Consider the following 18,732-nt stretch of genomic DNA (forward strand, 5'->3'; position numbering starts at 1 on the left):
ACTAAGCGATAAAATCCTTGAGTTTTGGTACGTACGAGCGCGATACGGGGATGGTTTCCCTGCTGTTGCCCAGTCGCAGCTGGTAGCCGTTGCTGTTACCCTTGGCCTGGGTGATATTGTTCACGTTGACCACAAACGAGCGGTGGCATTGGAATATGTTCTCGTAGTCCTTCAGGTCGTCGACAACAGCCGAAAGGGTGGTGTGCAGTTCAACGGTGGTGGGCTTGTTGTCGCGCAGATAGCACACCTGTACGTTGTTCTTCTGTGCCTCGATATACAGCAGCTGGTTGATGGGCAGCTCCAGGTCGTTGCTGCGCACGTTCGTATCGTGCAGGGTGATGGTGATATCCTTCTGCTCCTCGGTGGTGTTACTCAGCAGTGCCTCCATCTGGTGTTTCAGATAGCGGTTGTACTCGATACCTACACTCATGGCTGTGATGGCTGCGCCGATAATCAACGTCCACCACAGGAACTGCAGGAACACACCTAGACTGAAAGGAATGCTGAACAATAGTACTAATAGCAGAAAGTTGCCGATGGCTATAAACAGTATCAGTCCTAACACCGCCGCTCCATCGTGCCATACTCGCAGGGTTTTCACCAGTTTGGGTAGATGGCTCATCACGGTGTAGCCATACACCACGTAACACACCATCGTTACCACGCCGAACAGGGCTGCCACCAGGCATTTGTTGCCCTGATACTGACTGAATCCGAACGGTTGCAGCAAGTAGAGGATGGCCCAGATAATCAGGCCGTAAATCACGCTGTCTCTCAACCAGTGGTTGCTCTGCCCGAAGGGGTATTTTCGTGTCAACAGATTCTTCATGGCTTTCAGTCAAGTATCACTTCCATCGTCGTTTTCTGTGGCTGCATGCCCATTTTCTCGTAGAAGTGCTGGGCAGGGTCGTTGCCCGTCCACACGTTCAGCGTGATGTTATGGCAGCCTATCTCTTTGGCGTAGGCGTGTACGTGTTGATAGAGCGCCTGCCCCACGTGCTGGCCGCGTGCCGTCTCGTCTACGCAGATGTCGTCGATATACAGCGTCTTGGCATCCTGTAGCAGCAGGTGGTTCTTTACCTCGGTCACCATGCAGAAGGCATAGCCAGAGATGGTGGTGCCATTATCAAACACGAAGATGGGTTTGCTGCTGTCGCCCAACATTGCCTCCAGCTGTAGCTCGTCATATTTGGTGGTGTAGGGTTTAAACAGGTCGGGGCGCAGCACCGCATGAACCATATTCACTTGGTGCAGCAGGTCGATGATACGGGCTATATCCCGTTTTTCTGCCAGTCTGATCATTCAGTTAAAGCTTAATTGTTTATAAATTTGGGTACAAAAATACAAATTATCGCTGTAATATGATTATATTTGTACCAACAATTTCGATTTTTTACCAATTTAAATACCTGGATTCAAGTATGATGCACAAACATGAAGAGTCGGCACGTTGCCTGTTGTGCGAGGATGCACCTTGTACCAAAGCATGTGGAAAGGGCGATATAGCACGAGCCATTCGCGCTTTCAGGTTCTATAACGAGCAGAATGTATGGCGCTGGACTGCTGGCTGCAGCGATGCTGATTTTGAGCGCGCCCAGCAGGCCTGTATCCATTACGACAAGCCGATACGTATCAGCGAGCTCCTTTCCGACTGTCCTCAAGGAGCCAACCATTCCTTACCCGACTTGGATATCCGTTTCTGTGGTATTCCCTGCGATAATCCGTTCTTCCTTGCATCATCAGAAGAAATAAGAACAAAAACATTCTGAAAAATGAAAAAGATAATATGCTGTATTTTAACAACTATGTGTGTATGCGCGGCGCTATCCCAGCCCCGGGCATTCAAGGTGCGTCAGAATATCCCTACTGACTCTATTCGCTTGAGTGATCCTGCCATTTTGGCCGACCAGAAAACCAAGATGTACTATCTGACAGGGACTGGTGGTATGATGTGGCGCAGCGCCGACCTGAAGTTGTGGGAAGGGCCTTATCGGGTTACAGAGTTTACTGCCGACTCGTGGATGGGACCGCATCCGATGATATGGGCAGCCGAACTGCATCAGACAGGCGACGGGTATTATTATTACTTTGCAACTTTCACCAATCAGGCTGTTAAGATTGATACCGTTCGAGGCAATGTCATCGAGCGGCGTGCCTGTCAGGTGCTACGTGCCGATACCCCCATGGGGCCCTATCGTACCTTTGGCGATGCTACCTATCTGCCAGCCCATCGCCCCACACTCGATGGCACCTTCTGGCGTGATACCGATGGCAAACCCTATATGGTGTTCTGCGGCGAGTGGTTGCAGAATTGGAATGGTACGATAGAGAAGATAGAGCTGAAGCCCGACCTCAGCGGTACCATTGGCGAGCCAAAACTGTTGTTCCGTGCCAGTGATTCACCCTGGAGTCGCGAAAAGGACGACCAGGGCAACATCACATGGAACAAGGTAACCGATGGTCCGTGGCTTTTCCGTACAGGTACGGGGCGCCTGGGCATGTTATGGACATCGTGGGTGTATGATGTCTATACTCAGGGTGTGGCCTATTCGGCAAGCGGAACCCTCGATGGTCCATGGATTCAGGAGCCAGAGCCTATTACCCCTCCGAGCTATGGCCATAGTATGCTGTTCCAGCGTTTCGATGGTCAGTGGATGATGTCCGTTCATAGTCATGCCAAGGATGCCAAAGGCAGAACGGTACGCATTCCCCATTTCTTTGAGATTGACTTATCAGGCGACAAGCTCGTTGTGAAATAAAATATCCTTATGGATGTAGGGAGCCGCTGTATCTTAACAGCGCTTCCAGATAGTAATAGTCGGCATAGATGATGCTGGCATCAATTTCGGTGCCGGCAGGGTAGTGACCAGTTGAGTGCATGAGGAAAGCAACATTACTCTGTCTACTCTGATAGCGCATACTGCTCAGGTTGCGTAGCATGTTTTCGGCAGCCGAATAATAGACTTTCTTTTTGGGGGCATCGACGTATTGGCAAAGTTCCAACAGCGCACTGGCCACAACACTGGCTACTGAGGCATCTTTTGGTGCTTGCATTTTGTTCGGATCGTCCATATCCCAGATAGGCACCCAGTCATTGCTGGTTTCGTGGAGTCGTTTCAGATAGAGATCGGTTACCTTTTGTGCGAAATCGAGGAAACGTTGTTCGTGAGTATAGCGATATACCATGGTATAACCATAAATGGCCCACGACTGTCCGCGACTCCATAATGATGAGTCGGCCAATCCTTGATGTGTGACGCCTTTCAGAAAAGCGCCAGAGATTGAATCATAAACTGCGACATGATAGCAACCGCCATCTTTGCGGAACTGGTACTGCATGGTGGTCTCTGCATGACGTGTGGCTATCTCCTTCAGTTGTTGACTGCCACCGTTTTGAGCAGCCCAGAACAGTAGTTCCAAATTCATCATGTTATCCATGATGGTGTTATGACCGCCATAATCTTTTACATGTCGTGGCCAGCTCAGAATGGTGCCTGCTTTACTGTTATATAAAGTGGCTAACGAATCGGCTGCGCGAAGCGCCTGTTCTTTATACATAGGATTATCAGTAGCTTCATAACCCTTAACGTAGCTACTGAGTGTGAGAAACCCCAGGTCATGATCGAACACGGGTTGAGTGGTCAACACCCCTAAGGCCTCGGTATAGCTTTTGGCTTTCTGGCGTATGTCTTCATTATGGGTATAGCTGTAGGTCATCCATAAAATACCAGGCCAGAATCCTGAACACCACTCCTGTGGACAGGCATTACGACAATTCCATGCAGTATCATTCTCTAATATATTGCGTGGTGCAATGGTATAATCGATGGTACCCGTACTGTCTTTTAATGCTTCGAGAGCCCGTTCTACCTGATGGGTGCAATAATCCAGCGCCAAGTTGGCATTGAATGTTTCGTTTGATGTGTGGCAGCTCATTGTGCTGAAGAGCGCCAGTGTCCATATCATTTTCTTCATATTCTTTTTTATGATATACGAATATGTGGACTATTATACGCAAAAAAGATTTTGAGTAAACTTGGGATGATAAACGTATATAAGGAAAAAGTTGTGATGAAAAGGATTCTATTAGTAAGTGTATTAGCTGCTTTCTGGGGCGGAAATATAAGGGCACAGCAGAGCGGCTATATCATGTCAGGCCCCTATGAGGTCGTGGCGCGCGATGGACAATTCGCAAAGACCAAAGGAGGTAGCGAACGAGACATGTGGCAGGCATGGCAATGTGCACAAAACGGACAGCACGATGTGTCATTGCGTATTATCAATGCTTATGCCACTACTTTGCAACGTTTTGATGGTCATGATGCACCGCTCTGTACGATTCAGGCTTATTGGCTGTTGCGAGCCATGACTATCATGAAAGCCTATCAGACACCTGTTTGGCAGGCGATGGTGCGTAGGGCCATACTGCCTGTGATGGAAAAGTTTGAGGCCGATAGTCCGTATGCTAATGGTAACTGGGGGCACCTGGTGAACCGTTGTCGCATGGCTGCTGCTATTTTTCTGGACGATCGTGCGCTCTATCAACATGCCATCGACATTTACCTTCATGCCAACGATAATGGCTCATTACCACATTATATCAGTGCTACAGGGCAATGTCAGGAAACAGGGCGCGACCAGGCGCATGCCCAGCTGGGATTGGGTGCCATGTGCGACATCTGCGATATGGCCTGGCAGCAGGGTGATGACTTGTGGGGTGCCCTCGACAACCGACTGATGGCAGGAATGGAGTACTCGGCCAGATATAATCTGGGCTATGACGTGCCTTTTGAGACATGGACAGACTGTACAGGGCTCTATAACAATTGGACTGAGCCTGGCGCTATGGCGCGTGGACGTATCCGTTGTATATACGATTTGCCTTATCAGCACTATGTGGTGCGAAAGGGATTGAAAATGCCATATACTCAGAAACTGCTGAAGCTGCAGGCCAAAGCAGAGAAAAAAGGCAATATTAAGCGCAATCCCGAGGCCGATGAATTTACGGTAAGGGGGGTGAAAGAAGGTAGCAGACTGCACCAGATTTTTACCTACGCAGCCCCCGCAGGAGCTCCCTTGAAGCACGACTATGATGTGTATGTCCAGCCCCGTGGAGAAAAAACATGGACGCGTATTGATACTTATATGGCTAAGGTGAATGCCCCAATCGGCAACAATCAACATCAGGTGTCGGAAATATCATACGCCTTCTTCGACTTTACAGGCGACGTGTTTGTGCGGGTTGTATGCAAGACGAAGAAGTTTAAGACTGCTCGTATTCGTCCTGACTATCGTGGTACCATTGCAAACGTGCAGAACGATTCTGTGGTGCAGTTCCTGCTTTTCCAACCCGAGAATGTGAGTGTGGAATTTGATGGTAGTATCACTGATAATCTGCTGCTTTTCACCTCGAAGCCTGCTGGCAGTAAAGAGGCTGCAGAGAAAACAGCCAAAGCACAGGGCCGTTCTTTCCGTTATTACCCGCCAGGACTGTACACTGATGAGTTGATAAAAGTGCCATCTAATACTACTGTCTATCTGGCTGGTGGCAGCTATTTTACAGGTACCTTTGCTATCGAGGATGTTGAAAATGTTAGTATTGTAGGTCGTGGCGTTGCACGCCCGGGAAATGGCTATCAAGGTTGTCGCATATTGCGTTCTAATAACGTTTTAGTTGATGGTTTGATACTTAATACCTGTCCTATTGGTGAGTCGCACCATATAACCATGCATGATATCCGTAGCATCTCGCATCCGCAGTGGGGCGATGGGCTGAATGTGTTTGGTGGTAGTAGCAATATTCTTTATGATAGAGTATTCTGCCGTAATAGCGACGATTGTACTACTGCTTATGCTACCCGTAAGGATTTTAAGGGTTCTGTACGACATGTGCGCATGACCAACTCTACGCTGTGGGCCGATGTGGCTCATCCCATCTTTATTGGCTTGCATGGCAATCCAGAGGTTGGTGATAGTCTGGTCGATTTGAAATACGACAATATTGATATTCTATGTCAGAGCGAACCACAGGTAGATTATCAGGGATGTCTGGCTATTAACTGTGGCGATGGCAATTATGTGAAGGACGTGATGTTTGATAACATCCGCATTGAGCAGATTCATCAGGGTTGTCTGTTGCAGGTAAAAGTGGGGTGGAACAAGAAGTATTGTACGGCTGCTGGTGGTGGTGTGGAGAATGTGACGTTCCGTAACATTCGTTACAATGGGGCTCAGCCCTATATGTCTGTCATTACAGGCTATGATGCTCAGCATTCAATCAAAGGCATCACCTTCGAAGGACTGAAGATCAATGGTCGCACTATTGCCGATGATATGCCAGGTAAACCAGGCTGGTATGCTACTGCCGACATGGTGCCTATGTTTGTTGGTTCGCATGTAGAGCAACTTAGATTCATAAAGTAATATGAGAAGGCTTCTGTTTATGGCTTTTCTGCCCATGGAACTTTGGGCACAGACTCTGACATCGCCTGATGGTCAGTATGCGATATCATTCGATGGCTTGACGTATAGTGTGTCTTATCATCAGCAGTCCATCATTCAGCGTGGCCAGTTGGGTGTCGACATTGATAACCGTTTGTTCGAGTCGGCCTTGGCTGTTCCTCGTGGTGAATATCAGAATTGGTGTGGCGATCTGGTGTGGAAAGGTGAGGAACGTTGTTCGGTAGATACCATCTGGACACCTCTTTATGGTGAGAATGCCCAGATACACAACCGTTTCAACCAGCTGATACTACATTACGAGAAAGGAACAAACGGACTCGGTACCATGTTTGAGGGCTATGACAAGCGTAAATACTATGCCATGGATATTGTGGTGCGTGCATATAATGAGGGCATCGCTTTCCGTTATCATTTCCCTGAAACAGCCAATAGTCTCTTTTTGCATATAACGGGTGAGCAGACCTCTTTTGCATTCCCTGAGGGAACGATGGCCTGGTATGAGGAATGGGCACAGGGACCATACGATAAGCGCCTACTGAAAGCACCTTGGTTTGAAAGTGAACGCCCCCTGTTGTTGCAATTGCCAACAGGTCAGTATGTGGCCCTGCTCGAAGCTGCCATGAAGGATTATGTACGTGGTAAGTTCAAACTTAAAAAAGACAATGAACTGCAGGTTGCTATGTACGATTGTGCTGATGTGATATCGCCTTACGACACTCCCTGGCGTGTCATGATGGTGGGGGAGAAAGCGGTCGATCTGATAAACCACAAAGACCTGCTGCTCAATTTGAACGAAGAGCGCGTCACTGGTGATTGGTCGTGGGTGCGACCTGGTAAGGTATTCCGTAGCGGCAAACTCACCAATGAGTGCATCATGAAGAGCATAGACTATGCAGCCAAACTGGGATTTGACTATGTGGAATTGGATGCTGGATGGTATGGGCCAGAGGGTAGGGTAGCAAGCGATGCCCGCCAGGTGAGTGCCACGCGCGACTTTACCATGCCTGAGGTTTGTACCTATGCCAGGAGCAAGGGTATCGGTGTGTGGGTGTATGTGAACCAACGTGCACTATACCGTCAGTTGGACCATCTGCTTCCTCTTTATCAGCAGTGGGGCATCAGTGGCATCAAGTTCGGCTTCGTACAGATTGGCAATCAGCAGTGGAGCACCTGGCTGCATGATGCTGTGGCTAAATGTGCTAAGTATAGAATCATGGTCGACATCCATGATGAGTACCGTCCTACAGGACTCTCGCGCACCTATCCTCATCTGCTTACCCAAGAGGGTGTGCGTGGGAATGAGGAAATGCCTGATGCCGTGAATAACACGTTGTTGCCTTTTTCGCGTTTCCTGTGTGGACCAGCCGACTATACCCTGTGCTATTTCAATAGTAGGGTCAAGAATACCAAGGGGCATCAGTTGGCTATGGCTGCAGTGTATTATTCGCCATTGCAGTTCTACTTCTGGTACGATATGCCTTTTGTCGATCAAGGCGAAGCCGAACTGAAGTTCTGGAAGGACTGTCCCACAGTGTTCGATGAGAGTATAGCGCTCGATGGTGTGCCAGGCGCTTATATCATCCAGGCTCGTCGTGCTGGTAGCGAATGGTTTGTAGGGGCTATGACTAACACCGAGGCTCGTGATGTCCTGATACCCACAGACTTCCTGTCTCAAGGAAAATACATGGTTGAGATTTATAACGATGATCCCAGCCTGCACACTCGTACCAACGTGTCCGTTCAGCGCGTTGTCGTCAAAAGCGGAAAGACCATCAGTCTGCATTTACAGGCCAGCGGTGGTGCAGCCTTACACTTCAAACCCCTTGCAAAATGAGAAAACTGGTTGTGATATTATGCCTTTTGACTTTTTGGGGTAGTGGCTTGGCGCAGCCATGTGTCGTGTCAATCACTAATCCTACTGACCTGCAACGACAGGAGGTGGTTGGTATTGATACGGCTCAGCTGAATTTTGATGCCAGTCATGGTGTCGTAGTGCGCGATGCATTTGGTATTGAGCGGCCCAGTCAACTAACCCAAAACGGAGAGCTGTTAATTGACGTACATGTACGTCCTCATTCACAAACTACTTTCACAATACAACCAGGACAGGCTGCTCCGTTTAAACCCTATGTGTGGGGTCGATATTATCCAGAGCGTGCAGACGATATCTCGTTCGAAAACGATCGTACAGGATTCCGTATCTATGGACCAGAAACACAGCGTCGAGGGGAAAAGTCATTTGGTATTGATTTATGGGTAAAACACTCTTCCGAGCTGTTGGTTGACAGTCTGTACAGACTTGAATTCTCAAGGCATCAGGAGATTGAAGCGTTAAGAAAACTGTCAAAACTGCAAGAGGCTGATAGTCTGGTTACCCTGACCAGTTATCATCTGGATCATGGTGCTGGTATGGATGGCTATGGTGTTGGTGCCACATTAGGTTGTGGCACCCCTGCTTTGATGGTTGGCGATTCTATCTATCATCCTTGGTGTTATGAGACATACGAGATCGTAGAGAATGGTCCTCTTCGTTTTGCGCTCAGACTTGATTTCGCACCAGTCAGGATAGGAAAAGATAAGGTCACAGAACATAGGCTGATGGTACTCGACAAAGGAAGCAATTTCTGTAGAATGACAGTTTGGTATGAGGGACTATCTCATCCGGTATCTCTGGCAGCAGGTCTTACCATCAGGACGGCTGATACTGAGAGTCTGCTTATTGCTGACAATTATGTTTGCTATGCCGACCCCACCATTGATCCTGCTCGCCATAATTGTCAGATATTTACTGCACTTGCTTTCCCTGATCGTTCAGGAATAGAAGATCGTTACAAGCGGAAAACAGTAGATGTTACCTGTTATCGCCCCTTTCCCAAGCCCTTGGGCGGTAATGCCGGCTATGCGCTTGGCATCAAAGGTGGTTATATTGGCGAGCCATACTCCTATTACATTGGTATGGCATGGAGTGAACTGGATGTCCGTTCGCTGGAAGAATGGCATTTGCGTACGCAGCACTTCGTCCAAATGCAAAAAGTTCCGTTAGAGGTTTTATTCAAATAATTAGTTATAATTGGTTAGTTAAAGTTAGTTAGTTTCTTGTTAATTTGAATGTATATTATGAGTTGGAGAGTTGGACGCTGTGAAGCGTCCGCTTTTTATTGGTGTGAAAAAATGACGATATATTTGCAAATAACACAAAAAAGTTGTACTTTTGCAACGATATAACTAAATTGGCCATGCGGAAGTTATTATTGCTATGTATTGCGCTCTTGGTAGGAATGCCATTGCGAGCTACTATTGACGGACAGGGATTGTTGGTAAATCTGACCCTTGCTGATGGATTGACTGGTGAGACTGTGAATCGCGTGATGACCGATCATTCAGGTTTGACATGGATTGCCACCAGCAGTGGCATCAATGTGTTTAACGGCAAATATCTTCAGTCATATTATGTAATGGGAGGCAAGGGGCATCCCCTGGAAGTGTATGATCTTTGTGAAACGCGTAACCATACCATATATGCTGCAACCGAGGATGGTCTTTACAGGTTGGACGCCAGTTCCAGCCGCTTTGAGAAAATACTGCCTCAGGTGCTTCGCCCCATTTCGTTGTTTGCCGATGGCAATACCGTATATATAGGCGGCGAACAGGGTATGCAGATTTACGATGGAAAACTGTTTAAACAGCAGGATGTGGGAATCAGTCGTCAGGGTTTGGATAATATTGTGCGCCAGTATATAAAGGATGATCAGGGGTTGATCTGGTTTCTTGGCCGACATGAACTGAATAGCTATAATCCTAAAACCGGTAAGATAATACCTTGTGGCCTGACTTCCTCCGAACTTGGCAAATTGGCAGTGTCGAGATTTGACAAGGCTGATGGGAAATTCTTTATCGGAACACGTGCCAGTGGCTTGTTTGTGTACGACCCTGTCAAACAGGAGGTGCGCCAGCTGCCCGAGGTAGGACATATCATTACGTCGGTATGCAAGGATTCTGAGGGGCGGATCTGTGTGGCTACCGATGGTACAGGTGCCTATGTGATTGATGCGAAAAGCGAGCGTATCCTTTCGCATTACGCCATGCATGCCGATGGCGACAAGCAACTACCTACAAATGCGGTTTATTGTTTTAATCGTGATGCTAATGGTGTCAGTTGGTTTGGATTTGTGCGCTACGGCTTGGCTTATACGCCTCATCATGCAGGTTTGTTCCAACTCTATGAGCCTGATGGCTTCTCTACTTTAGGGCTGAATGTGCGTTGCTTCTGTATGCGTGGCAGCGAAACCTTGATAGGCATGCAGGACGGGCTATGGTTTATTGATTCGAAGCGTCATATCCGTCGGTTTTTCTCTGCTGAAGATATGGATGGCCATATCGTGAATAATATCAAGTGGTGGAACGGACTTTATTACATAGGTATGTACGATGGTGGTATCCGTGTGTTCAATCCACGCACGGTTAATTTGGGCATGCCACCGCAAAAGGAGCTGCACGTCAGATATACGATTGGCGATATCAAGGTTGCTCCTGATAGCGCATTATGGATAGGCTGTTCGGATGGCTTGTTTATCATATCCCAGGATGGTAGTGTAAAGAACTATAAGGAGCAGAACTCGCATATTGTGGGCGGCTTGATAATCAATATCACCTTCGATCGTTCAGGAAATGCTTGGTTGGCTGCTGCCAAAGGATTGTCGCTGTATAGTGGCGCCAGCAAGGAGATTGTAGATACCAATTTCCCTGCAGATTTCTTCGATAAGGAAGGCTATATGCGTGGCGTGCTTGGGCACGATGGCATTGTGTATATGCGCAGTGGTCCGCAGCTGTTCTATACCACCGAGAGAATGGAAAAGTACGGTGAACTGAAGTTGCCTATCCGCCTCACGGATAAATGGTGCCGAGGTATGGTTGACGATGGAAAGGGAAGATTGTTGTTAGCCTCGGAACGTGGATTACTGTCCATAAACTATGAAGCGCGCGACTTGCTGCAGATAGGTGCTGGCGAAGGTCTGTTGGGCGATCAGATTAGCGATCTTCAGTTGGACGGCCAGCGCATGTTGTGGGTGGCCACCTCGGCAGGTATCTTCTCAGCGCCCTTACAGGCTGTAGAACAGCGTGAGACTGACAGGCGCTATCCCATCGTGTTAAGCCAGATTCGCAAGGGCAGCGATCTGATTGATATGCATGAGATGTATCAGGCGCACGATCAGCATGAGATTGACTTGGATTGGAACCTGACATCGGTGGTGCTACAGGCGGAGCCTATTCTGCTGGATTATGCACTCCACCGAAACCGCTTTTATGAATATAGGATTGACGATGGTGAATGGATGCTTATCAGTCATGGTGAGCCATTTGCTGTACGCAACCTGATGATAGGACGCCACAAGCTGGAGGTTCGTTTGGCGGGGGCCAAAGGTACCACTACGGAATGGACTATCAGCGTAGTGCCATCAGTATGGGCTATGCTCGAGTTTGTATTGTTGTTGGTATTTGTGGTGCTGTTATGGCTCTGGTACAGATATCATAGAGATACAACTGCATTACTGTCTGAACGCAACGAGATAGAGGATGCCCTGATAGAGATGGAACACGAAGTGGAGGAACTGAAGGATGAAGAAGCCGTCAGGAAGTACCAGAAGGTGAAAATCGATGAGGCTGAATGTGCCGACATTGTAAAACGTATGAAGGCTTATATTGAGCGTGAGCACATCTATACCAATGCTGACTTGAAAATGAAGGATCTGGCTGATGAACTGAATCTTTCGGCTCCCAAACTCAGTCAGGTGTTTAATATCTACCTGAAGGAGAACTATTACGAGTTCATTAACCGGTATCGTCTGAATGAATTCAAACGGTTGATTGAGATTGGCGAATATAAGCGCTATACCATTACGGCACTCTCAGAACGCTGTGGATTCAAAAAGTCGAATTTCTTCTCTTCATTCCGTAAGATGGAGGGAATGACACCTGCAGAATATCTGAAAAAGCAGGGCATAAAGATATGATTTCCATATAAAACGGTTTCGCTAAATTAGATAGACTCAATGGCAAACCGCTGGAAATGAGATAGTTGAATAATTTGGAACAACAACTAAACCATGTGGCTGCAAGTAAAGGGAAAAACCTTGCTTGCAGCCTTTTTATGTGCTACCTTTGCAGCGTCAAACTTAAAACCAAATAGCATTATGGAATTAACAGTTCAGGCCCAGAACCGAAAACTCATCGGTGAACTATACCTCCAGATCAAACCGGAGATATTTGCTATTTTCCGTCAGGCATGTATTGCGGAAGATAAGTGCGAGGATATGGTACACGATGTGTTTATGAAACTGCTGGGTATCGATTTGATTCTTGAACGTCAGTTGAAGGCATTGGCTGTTACTATAGCCTATCAGCTGCGGACAGACTACTTCCGTCATCGTGCCTATGTCAATAAAGTGCGCAACGATTCACTCTGGCGTATAGAGCAGAGCTACACGAATACAGAAGCCGAAATGAACGACATACTGAACACGGAGATGAAAGTCATCCATTGCATGTCGGACAAGGATGCTATGGTATACAGAATGTTACGCTTTGACGACAAGACCACCGATGAGATAGCCATAGAGACAGGATTGTCAAAACGCGCTGTGGAATCGCGGATATATCGTACACGCAGTATGGTTAGGGAACGTGTCAGAGAAGTGATCAATTTTTGAATGTTTCAATAAACATTAGTATAAACTAAAAAACTATTAATTTATTAAGTAATCATTATGAAGCAAAAAGTAAACAATCTTTCTTTTCACAGTCATCTCGCTGGGATGCTGTTGGCTTCAGCCTTTACGATGACGTGTCAGACGTTGCAGGCCACTGGTGTGAAGAACATCCAGGCTGTGCAACAGCAGCATGTTGTCAAAGGCCAGGTCGTCGACCAGAATGGTGATCCAATTATCGGAGCAACTATCAAGGTCAAAGGTACAAACAATGCAACCGTTACCGATTTCAATGGTCGTTTCACGCTTAGTAACGCTACTGGTACCCTGGTGGTGTCGTACATCGGTTATAAGGATGTAGTGGTGAAAGCGGCTGATAACCTTAAAATCTCGATGAAAGAGGATAATAGTCTCCTCGACGAGGTGGTGGTAACTGGATATGGTGTCACCAAGAAGGCATCGCTGACCAGTGCCATCAGCCAGATCAAAGGTGATGATGTATATAAGGACCGTGGTGTGAGCAGTACAACGGTGGCTTTGCAGGGTGAGATTCCAGGACTCACCATTACGCGTACTTCTACCCGTCCTGGTAATGAGGCTGCAACCATGCAGATTCGAGGCGACATCTCGATCAATGGTAGTAGTACACCATTGATTATCATCGATGGTGTGACTGGTTCGCTCGATGAGTTGAACTCGATGAATGGAAATGATATTGAGAGCATATCGGTACTGAAGGATGCTTCGGCTGCTATTTATGGAGCCCGTGCTGCTTCGGGTGTCATACTGGTCACAACCAAACGCGGTAAGACGGGGAAGGCACAGATTACCTATAACGGTTCGTTCAGTCGTACCATCAATGGTATTCAGGCACCGCTTACCACCAACCGTGAGTGGCTTGAGATGTTCTACGAGGCTCAGTACAACGATGCGATGGTACAGACAGGTCTGACCGATCCTACAGAGATTCATAACAGTATCAACTGGTGGGTATTCAATTCGTTTGGTGGTGCTACACTGGATCAGACGGATATCGACCCAGCCACAGGAGCACCACGTATCTACAAAGGCGAGGCGCTGTTTAATGCACTGCTTGAGGGCAAGACGCTGACCTTGCAGAATGGCGACAAGGTGGAGCGATGGGAGCCCAACAACTATATTATGGATTATATCTATGGTCAGGCTACCTCCCAGAAGCATAACATTGGTATTTCAGGTGCCGACGACAAGTTTGGCTATCGTTTGTCGTTAGGTTATGAGAATGCCCAATCGCAGTTGAAAGTGGCCGAAGACGGACAGAAGAAATGGAGTGCCCGACTGAATGCCGACTATCAGGCTAATAAATACCTGAAATTCGATACCAATATCTCGTTTGAGCGTCGTAAGGTTACTACACCGAATACTGATGTAGGTGCAGGCTGGACTGATCCCTGGTTCTGGGCTGTGTACAACGAGAATGGCGATCCCTACGATACGTTCAGTGGTAATCGTAACCCCGTAGGCGGCTTGATCTATGGCGGACAGAACACGGTCGACTACACCATCTTCCGTGGAAGTCTTGGCGCTACCTATGACTTCAGTCAGTTTGTGAAAGGCTTGACGCTGACCACTACGGGAGCTTATAAGCGTACAGAGGCTGCGTCGCAGACTGTCCAGTACAAGGTTCAGTACTATGACTGGGTAGGAACAATGACAGGTAATAAGCGTGGTCCTGGCTCTATCAGCGAGTCTTCGCCCAAATATGCCAACCTGAATTTAGGTGCTCAGTTGAACTATAACCGTACATTTGCTGATGTACACCGTGTTTCGGCTATGGTTGGTATGACTGGTGAACAGGAAAGCTATAAGACTATTACAGCAGGTCGCAGCCAGGGTCCGCTTTACGAGGGCTCAGGACTGACTGATCTGAACGTCTTTGCAACAGGAACCAACAATACAGCATCGGGCGGACAGCATGCGTGGAGTCTGCTTTCGTATATCACCCGTTTGAACTATTCGTATAATGATACTTATGCCATAGAGTTCCTCGGACGTCGTGATGGTTCATCTAAACTGTCGGAGTCGCAGCGCTGGAAGAATTTCTACTCAGTATCAGGCTACTGGCGTTTGTCGAACGAGAAGTTCCTGAAATCGCTGACGTGGCTCAACGACCTGAAACTGCGTTATAACTATGGTAAGACTGGTAGCGTGGAGGGCATCGGTAACTATGAACGTTATGCCAGTGTGAGCACAGGAACGGCACTCTTCGGACTGAATCCTGCTACACAGTCCACACTCTGGTTAGGCTCGATGACCAGCGACCAGCGTACTTGGGAAACGATCAACAGCCACGATGTGGGTCTCGACTTCACGCTGTTCAATAACCGTCTGAACGGTTCGTTCGATTATTTCGTCAAGTCGAATAACGGCATGTTCATCAGTGTTGAATATCCCTCAGTATTGGGTGCTTCGGCACCAAAGGTGAACGATGGCGAGTTCCGTGCCCGTGGTTGGGAGTTTACTATCAGTTGGAGAGATAAGATAGGCGAACTGAGCTACAACCTCGGTTTCCAGCTCTCTGATGCCTGGTCGAAGATACTGAAGCTGACCAACAACGAGAATGTGCCTAATCCCGGTATCAATGAGAATCGCTTAGTAGGTGGTCCACGTCGTGCTATCTATGTGTATCAGACTGATGGCCTGTTTAAGACTCAGGATGAGGTGGATGCCTATTATGAGAAATATTATTGGAATGCCGACCATACAGGCCCGAAAGCCAACAACGTGCTACCCGCACCAGGCGAAAAGAGTGTGACCAGTTTGCGCCCAGGAGCCCGTAAGGTAGTCGACCTGAATGGCGATGGTGCCATCACCCGTGATGATATCTATTATGCAGGCGATGCTGCTCCACGTCTGAATTTCGGATTCAAGTTAGGACTGGAATGGAAGGGCATCGATTTCTCAGCCTTCTTCCAGGGAGTTTGGAAACAGAAGGTGCTGCGTAATGGTAACTTCTATGCACCATGGATTACCAACTACGTGATGCAGAACGCCACTTTCAAGGATAAGATGTGGTCGTACGATAATCCCGATGCCGAATATGCCATCGCTTCGCGTAATAACGCTTTCAGTCGCTGGAACTACGAAAACAAGGATGTCAGTGTACAGGATAACCGTTATGTACGTCTGAAGTCGCTGGTCATCGGCTATACTTTGCCTCAGAACCTGACTCAGAAAGTTGGCTTGTCAAAGGCACGTGTTTATTTCGCAGGCGACGATTTGTGGGAGTGGACCAAAGTCAAGGACGGCTATGATCCGGAATATGGTGAATCCTCAAATAACACCTTCCCCTTCAGTCGTTTGTTGACCGTTGGTCTCGACGTGACATTCTAAATCATAGTACAAACAGTAAATACAAAAATCATGAAATCAATCAATAAGATGATATATGCAGTGTCAGTGGCAGCATTTGCCATGACATCATGCAGCGACTTCCTTGAGAAAGAGCCTTTGTCACAAGGAACTGAGGCCATCGTCTTCAAGACGGCCGACCATTTCGCACAGGCTGCCAACCAGTTCTATAACCATCTGCCAGGATGGAGCTACGACACCATGGACCGCAATACGGATATTGGTGGTCTGAGTCAGAATGGTGGAGGCTCGGCTCCCGAGAGTAGCAGTGTGTGGAATAATAACTACAGTAATATCCGCCAGTATAATATCCTGCTTGAGAAGGCTGAGGCTTTCGATGGCGACAAGAGTACTATCGCAGGTGCTGTTGGAACAGCCTGTTTCTTCCGTGCATTCGCCTATTTTAATCTCTTGAAAGAGTTTGGTGGTGTGCCTGTCATCGACCATAAACTGGATGTGAATGATGAGGCGCTTTATGGAGCCCGCAATTCTCGTTACGAGGTGTTCAGCTTCCTGCTTGAGGATTTGAGAAAGGCTGTTGAGCTGCTGCCGCGTGAGAGCACAATCTCGAATACAGATAAGGGGCATATCAGTCGCGAGGCAGCCCAGGCATTCCTGGGGCGTGTGCTGCTCTATGAGGCCACATGGGAGAAGTATGTGCCCAGTATCGGTTACGATCTGAATGGCGATGGCAATCAGAGTGGGGCAGGCGCTGCAAAACCTGCTGGCTATCCATCCATAGAGGCCATGCTGACAGAGTCGAAACAGGCTTCGAAGGCAGTCATCGACGAGAGTGCCAATGGTACTTATCAGCTCTGGAATGAGTGCGACACGCTGAGCTATTACTATCTGTTTAATATTGATGATAAGGGAGGCAATATCCCCAATTTTATGGGAGCAGGCAAGACCACCAATAAGGAGTTTATTATCAGCAAGAAGTATGATTACGACTTGAAGCGTGGCGGCCTCAATCTCTCCCACACAGCCATCACCTGGCAGGCTGTTGGCATCAGCGCCCAGTTCGGTGAGTCGTTCCTTTGCCGTAATGGTCTGCCCATCCGTATCAGCTATACAGGTCAGATGGACGATGCCCAGAACAATCCCGAGTTTGAAGGCTGGGATACCTTCTGTGGCGAGTATTACCATCGCGACTACCGCTTTGTGAGTGCCACTTTCGTACCTGACCGTACAACGTGGAGTAGCCGTCCGGAGGATAACCGTCAGTGTACTGTTCTGGGCCAGCCTTATCCTACCCCCGTTTTCCCTAAGAACAACGATGTGTTCGATGCCAACGATCCCGTGTACACCAGTGCCACTGGTATTTTCAGACCTACCTTGCGTAATAACACCACTTTCTATGGCTATGGCAGCCGTAAGTATCTGATCGAGGGTGCTAACCGCGATATGAACACCGAGTCGGCCGACTGGCCTATCCTGCGTTTGGCAGAGGTCTTTCTGAATTATGCCGAGGCCACATGCGAACTGGGCAACGGCAAGATCTCAGATGCCGATCTGGATATCTCAATCAATCAGTTGCGTGATCGTGCCCGCGTGGCTCACCTCACCAATGCGCTCATTGCCGATGTGTGGGATGCAGGCTGGTGGGATTGGAACGAGAACAAGACGGTGTGCCACAAGATGACCATGCTCGATGAGATCCGTCGTGAACGTGCCTGCGAGCTCTTCGGCGAAGGCTTCCGTATGGACGACCTGAAGCGGTGGGGTATCGCTCATATCAACCTGCGTGGTCAGAAACTTGGCCGCCATGTGTTGAACACGGCTTACACTACAGAGAAGGCTAACGACCGTACTTATTTTGGCGAACCTTGTTATTATCCCGAAAAGTATCCATTGCTCTATGGCATCTACGAAGGTTCTGGTGTAAACGATCCCGACTATGGCCGTTCGATTGCTGTGCTCGCAGCTAATCTGAACTTCTCGCAGCGTGACTATCTGGCACCTATTCCTTTGCAGCAGATCCGCTTGAATCCTGCATTGAAACAGAATCCCGGCTGGTAAGAATCATAAAAAACACAAATCAGGGAGCGTTGTTGTGCGCTCCCTGATTCTTTTCTAATACCCCATACACGAGGTCGTTCCCAGCGCCGTGAGGATAGCCGATGCGATCGAGGCTATCAGCTGCACGATAAACTTAATGCTTTCTTTCTTACTCATA

At 48.0% G+C, this 18,732-nt stretch carries 13 protein-coding genes; 9 read left to right on the plus strand and 4 right to left on the minus strand.

Annotated features, from left to right (window positions below):
- Window position 1: 1 nt before the first annotated feature.
- Window positions 2–829 (minus strand): LytTR family transcriptional regulator DNA-binding domain-containing protein, encoded by an 828-nt coding sequence (locus tag T491_RS0113600; RefSeq protein WP_033148992.1) that lies wholly within the window; start codon window positions 827–829, stop codon window positions 2–4.
- 5 nt (window positions 830–834) lie between these two features.
- Window positions 835–1,302 carry a GNAT family N-acetyltransferase gene (locus T491_RS0113605; protein WP_028904369.1) on the minus strand — a complete coding sequence of 156 codons (468 nt, stop codon included), beginning with the start codon at window positions 1,300–1,302 and terminating at the stop codon, window positions 835–837.
- 119 nt (window positions 1,303–1,421) lie between these two features.
- On the opposite strand from T491_RS0113605, the gene T491_RS0113610 reads away from it, so the two are divergent.
- Together T491_RS0113610 and T491_RS0113615 are read left to right on the plus strand one after the other, a co-directional pair.
- Window positions 1,422–1,769 carry a hypothetical protein gene (locus T491_RS0113610; protein WP_028904370.1) on the plus strand — a complete coding sequence of 116 codons (348 nt, stop codon included), beginning with the start codon at window positions 1,422–1,424 and terminating at the stop codon, window positions 1,767–1,769.
- A gap of 3 nt (window positions 1,770–1,772) precedes the next feature.
- Entirely contained in the window at window positions 1,773–2,759 is a 987-nt protein-coding gene (locus T491_RS0113615; RefSeq protein WP_028904371.1) for a glycoside hydrolase family 43 protein, read from the plus strand.
- Window positions 2,760–2,766: 7 nt separating this feature from the next.
- Here T491_RS0113615 and T491_RS0113620 read toward each other — a convergent pair whose 3' ends face one another.
- Window positions 2,767–3,975: a glycoside hydrolase family 88 protein gene (locus T491_RS0113620; RefSeq protein ID WP_036916148.1), complete on the minus strand. Its 1,209-nt coding sequence runs from the start codon at window positions 3,973–3,975 to the stop codon at window positions 2,767–2,769.
- A gap of 96 nt (window positions 3,976–4,071) precedes the next feature.
- Between T491_RS0113620 and T491_RS17220 the strand changes: the two genes are divergently transcribed.
- The 7 genes from T491_RS17220 to T491_RS0113655 all read left to right on the plus strand — a co-directional run bounded on the left by T491_RS17220 (window position 4,072) and on the right by T491_RS0113655 (window position 18,575).
- Entirely contained in the window at window positions 4,072–6,423 is a 2,352-nt protein-coding gene (locus tag T491_RS17220; RefSeq protein WP_231480259.1) for an alginate lyase family protein, read from the plus strand.
- Window position 6,424: 1 nt separating this feature from the next.
- The gene (locus T491_RS0113630) at window positions 6,425–8,296 is read left to right on the plus strand and encodes a glycoside hydrolase family 97 protein (RefSeq protein WP_028904374.1); all 1,872 of its coding nucleotides are present in this window, start codon (window positions 6,425–6,427) and stop codon (window positions 8,294–8,296) included.
- Complete coding sequence (locus tag T491_RS0113635) at window positions 8,293–9,522, plus strand: DUF4861 family protein (RefSeq protein WP_028904375.1); 1,230 nt, start codon at window positions 8,293–8,295, stop codon at window positions 9,520–9,522. The genes T491_RS0113630 and T491_RS0113635 overlap by 4 nt, the downstream gene beginning before the upstream one ends.
- Window positions 9,523–9,698: 176 nt before the next feature.
- Window positions 9,699–12,473, plus strand: coding sequence for a helix-turn-helix domain-containing protein (locus T491_RS0113640; RefSeq protein ID WP_081773396.1), 2,775 nt, complete (start codon window positions 9,699–9,701; stop codon window positions 12,471–12,473).
- A gap of 180 nt (window positions 12,474–12,653) precedes the next feature.
- The gene (locus T491_RS0113645) at window positions 12,654–13,169 is read left to right on the plus strand and encodes an RNA polymerase sigma factor (RefSeq protein ID WP_028904377.1); all 516 of its coding nucleotides are present in this window, start codon (window positions 12,654–12,656) and stop codon (window positions 13,167–13,169) included.
- Window positions 13,170–13,226: 57 nt separating this feature from the next.
- Window positions 13,227–16,538, plus strand: a complete 3,312-nt coding sequence (locus tag T491_RS0113650) for a TonB-dependent receptor (RefSeq protein WP_028904378.1) — start codon at window positions 13,227–13,229, stop codon at window positions 16,536–16,538.
- A gap of 30 nt (window positions 16,539–16,568) precedes the next feature.
- Window positions 16,569–18,575, plus strand: coding sequence for a RagB/SusD family nutrient uptake outer membrane protein (locus tag T491_RS0113655; RefSeq protein ID WP_028904379.1), 2,007 nt, complete (start codon window positions 16,569–16,571; stop codon window positions 18,573–18,575).
- A 54-nt stretch (window positions 18,576–18,629) separates the two neighbouring features.
- Here T491_RS0113655 and T491_RS17740 read toward each other — a convergent pair whose 3' ends face one another.
- The gene (locus tag T491_RS17740) at window positions 18,630–18,731 is read right to left on the minus strand and encodes a smalltalk protein (RefSeq protein WP_155950061.1); all 102 of its coding nucleotides are present in this window, start codon (window positions 18,729–18,731) and stop codon (window positions 18,630–18,632) included.
- Window position 18,732: the final 1 nt, after the last annotated feature.

The sequence above is a fragment of the Prevotella sp. P6B4 genome (assembly GCF_000619985.1).
Lineage (GTDB): Bacteria > Bacteroidota > Bacteroidia > Bacteroidales > Bacteroidaceae > Prevotella.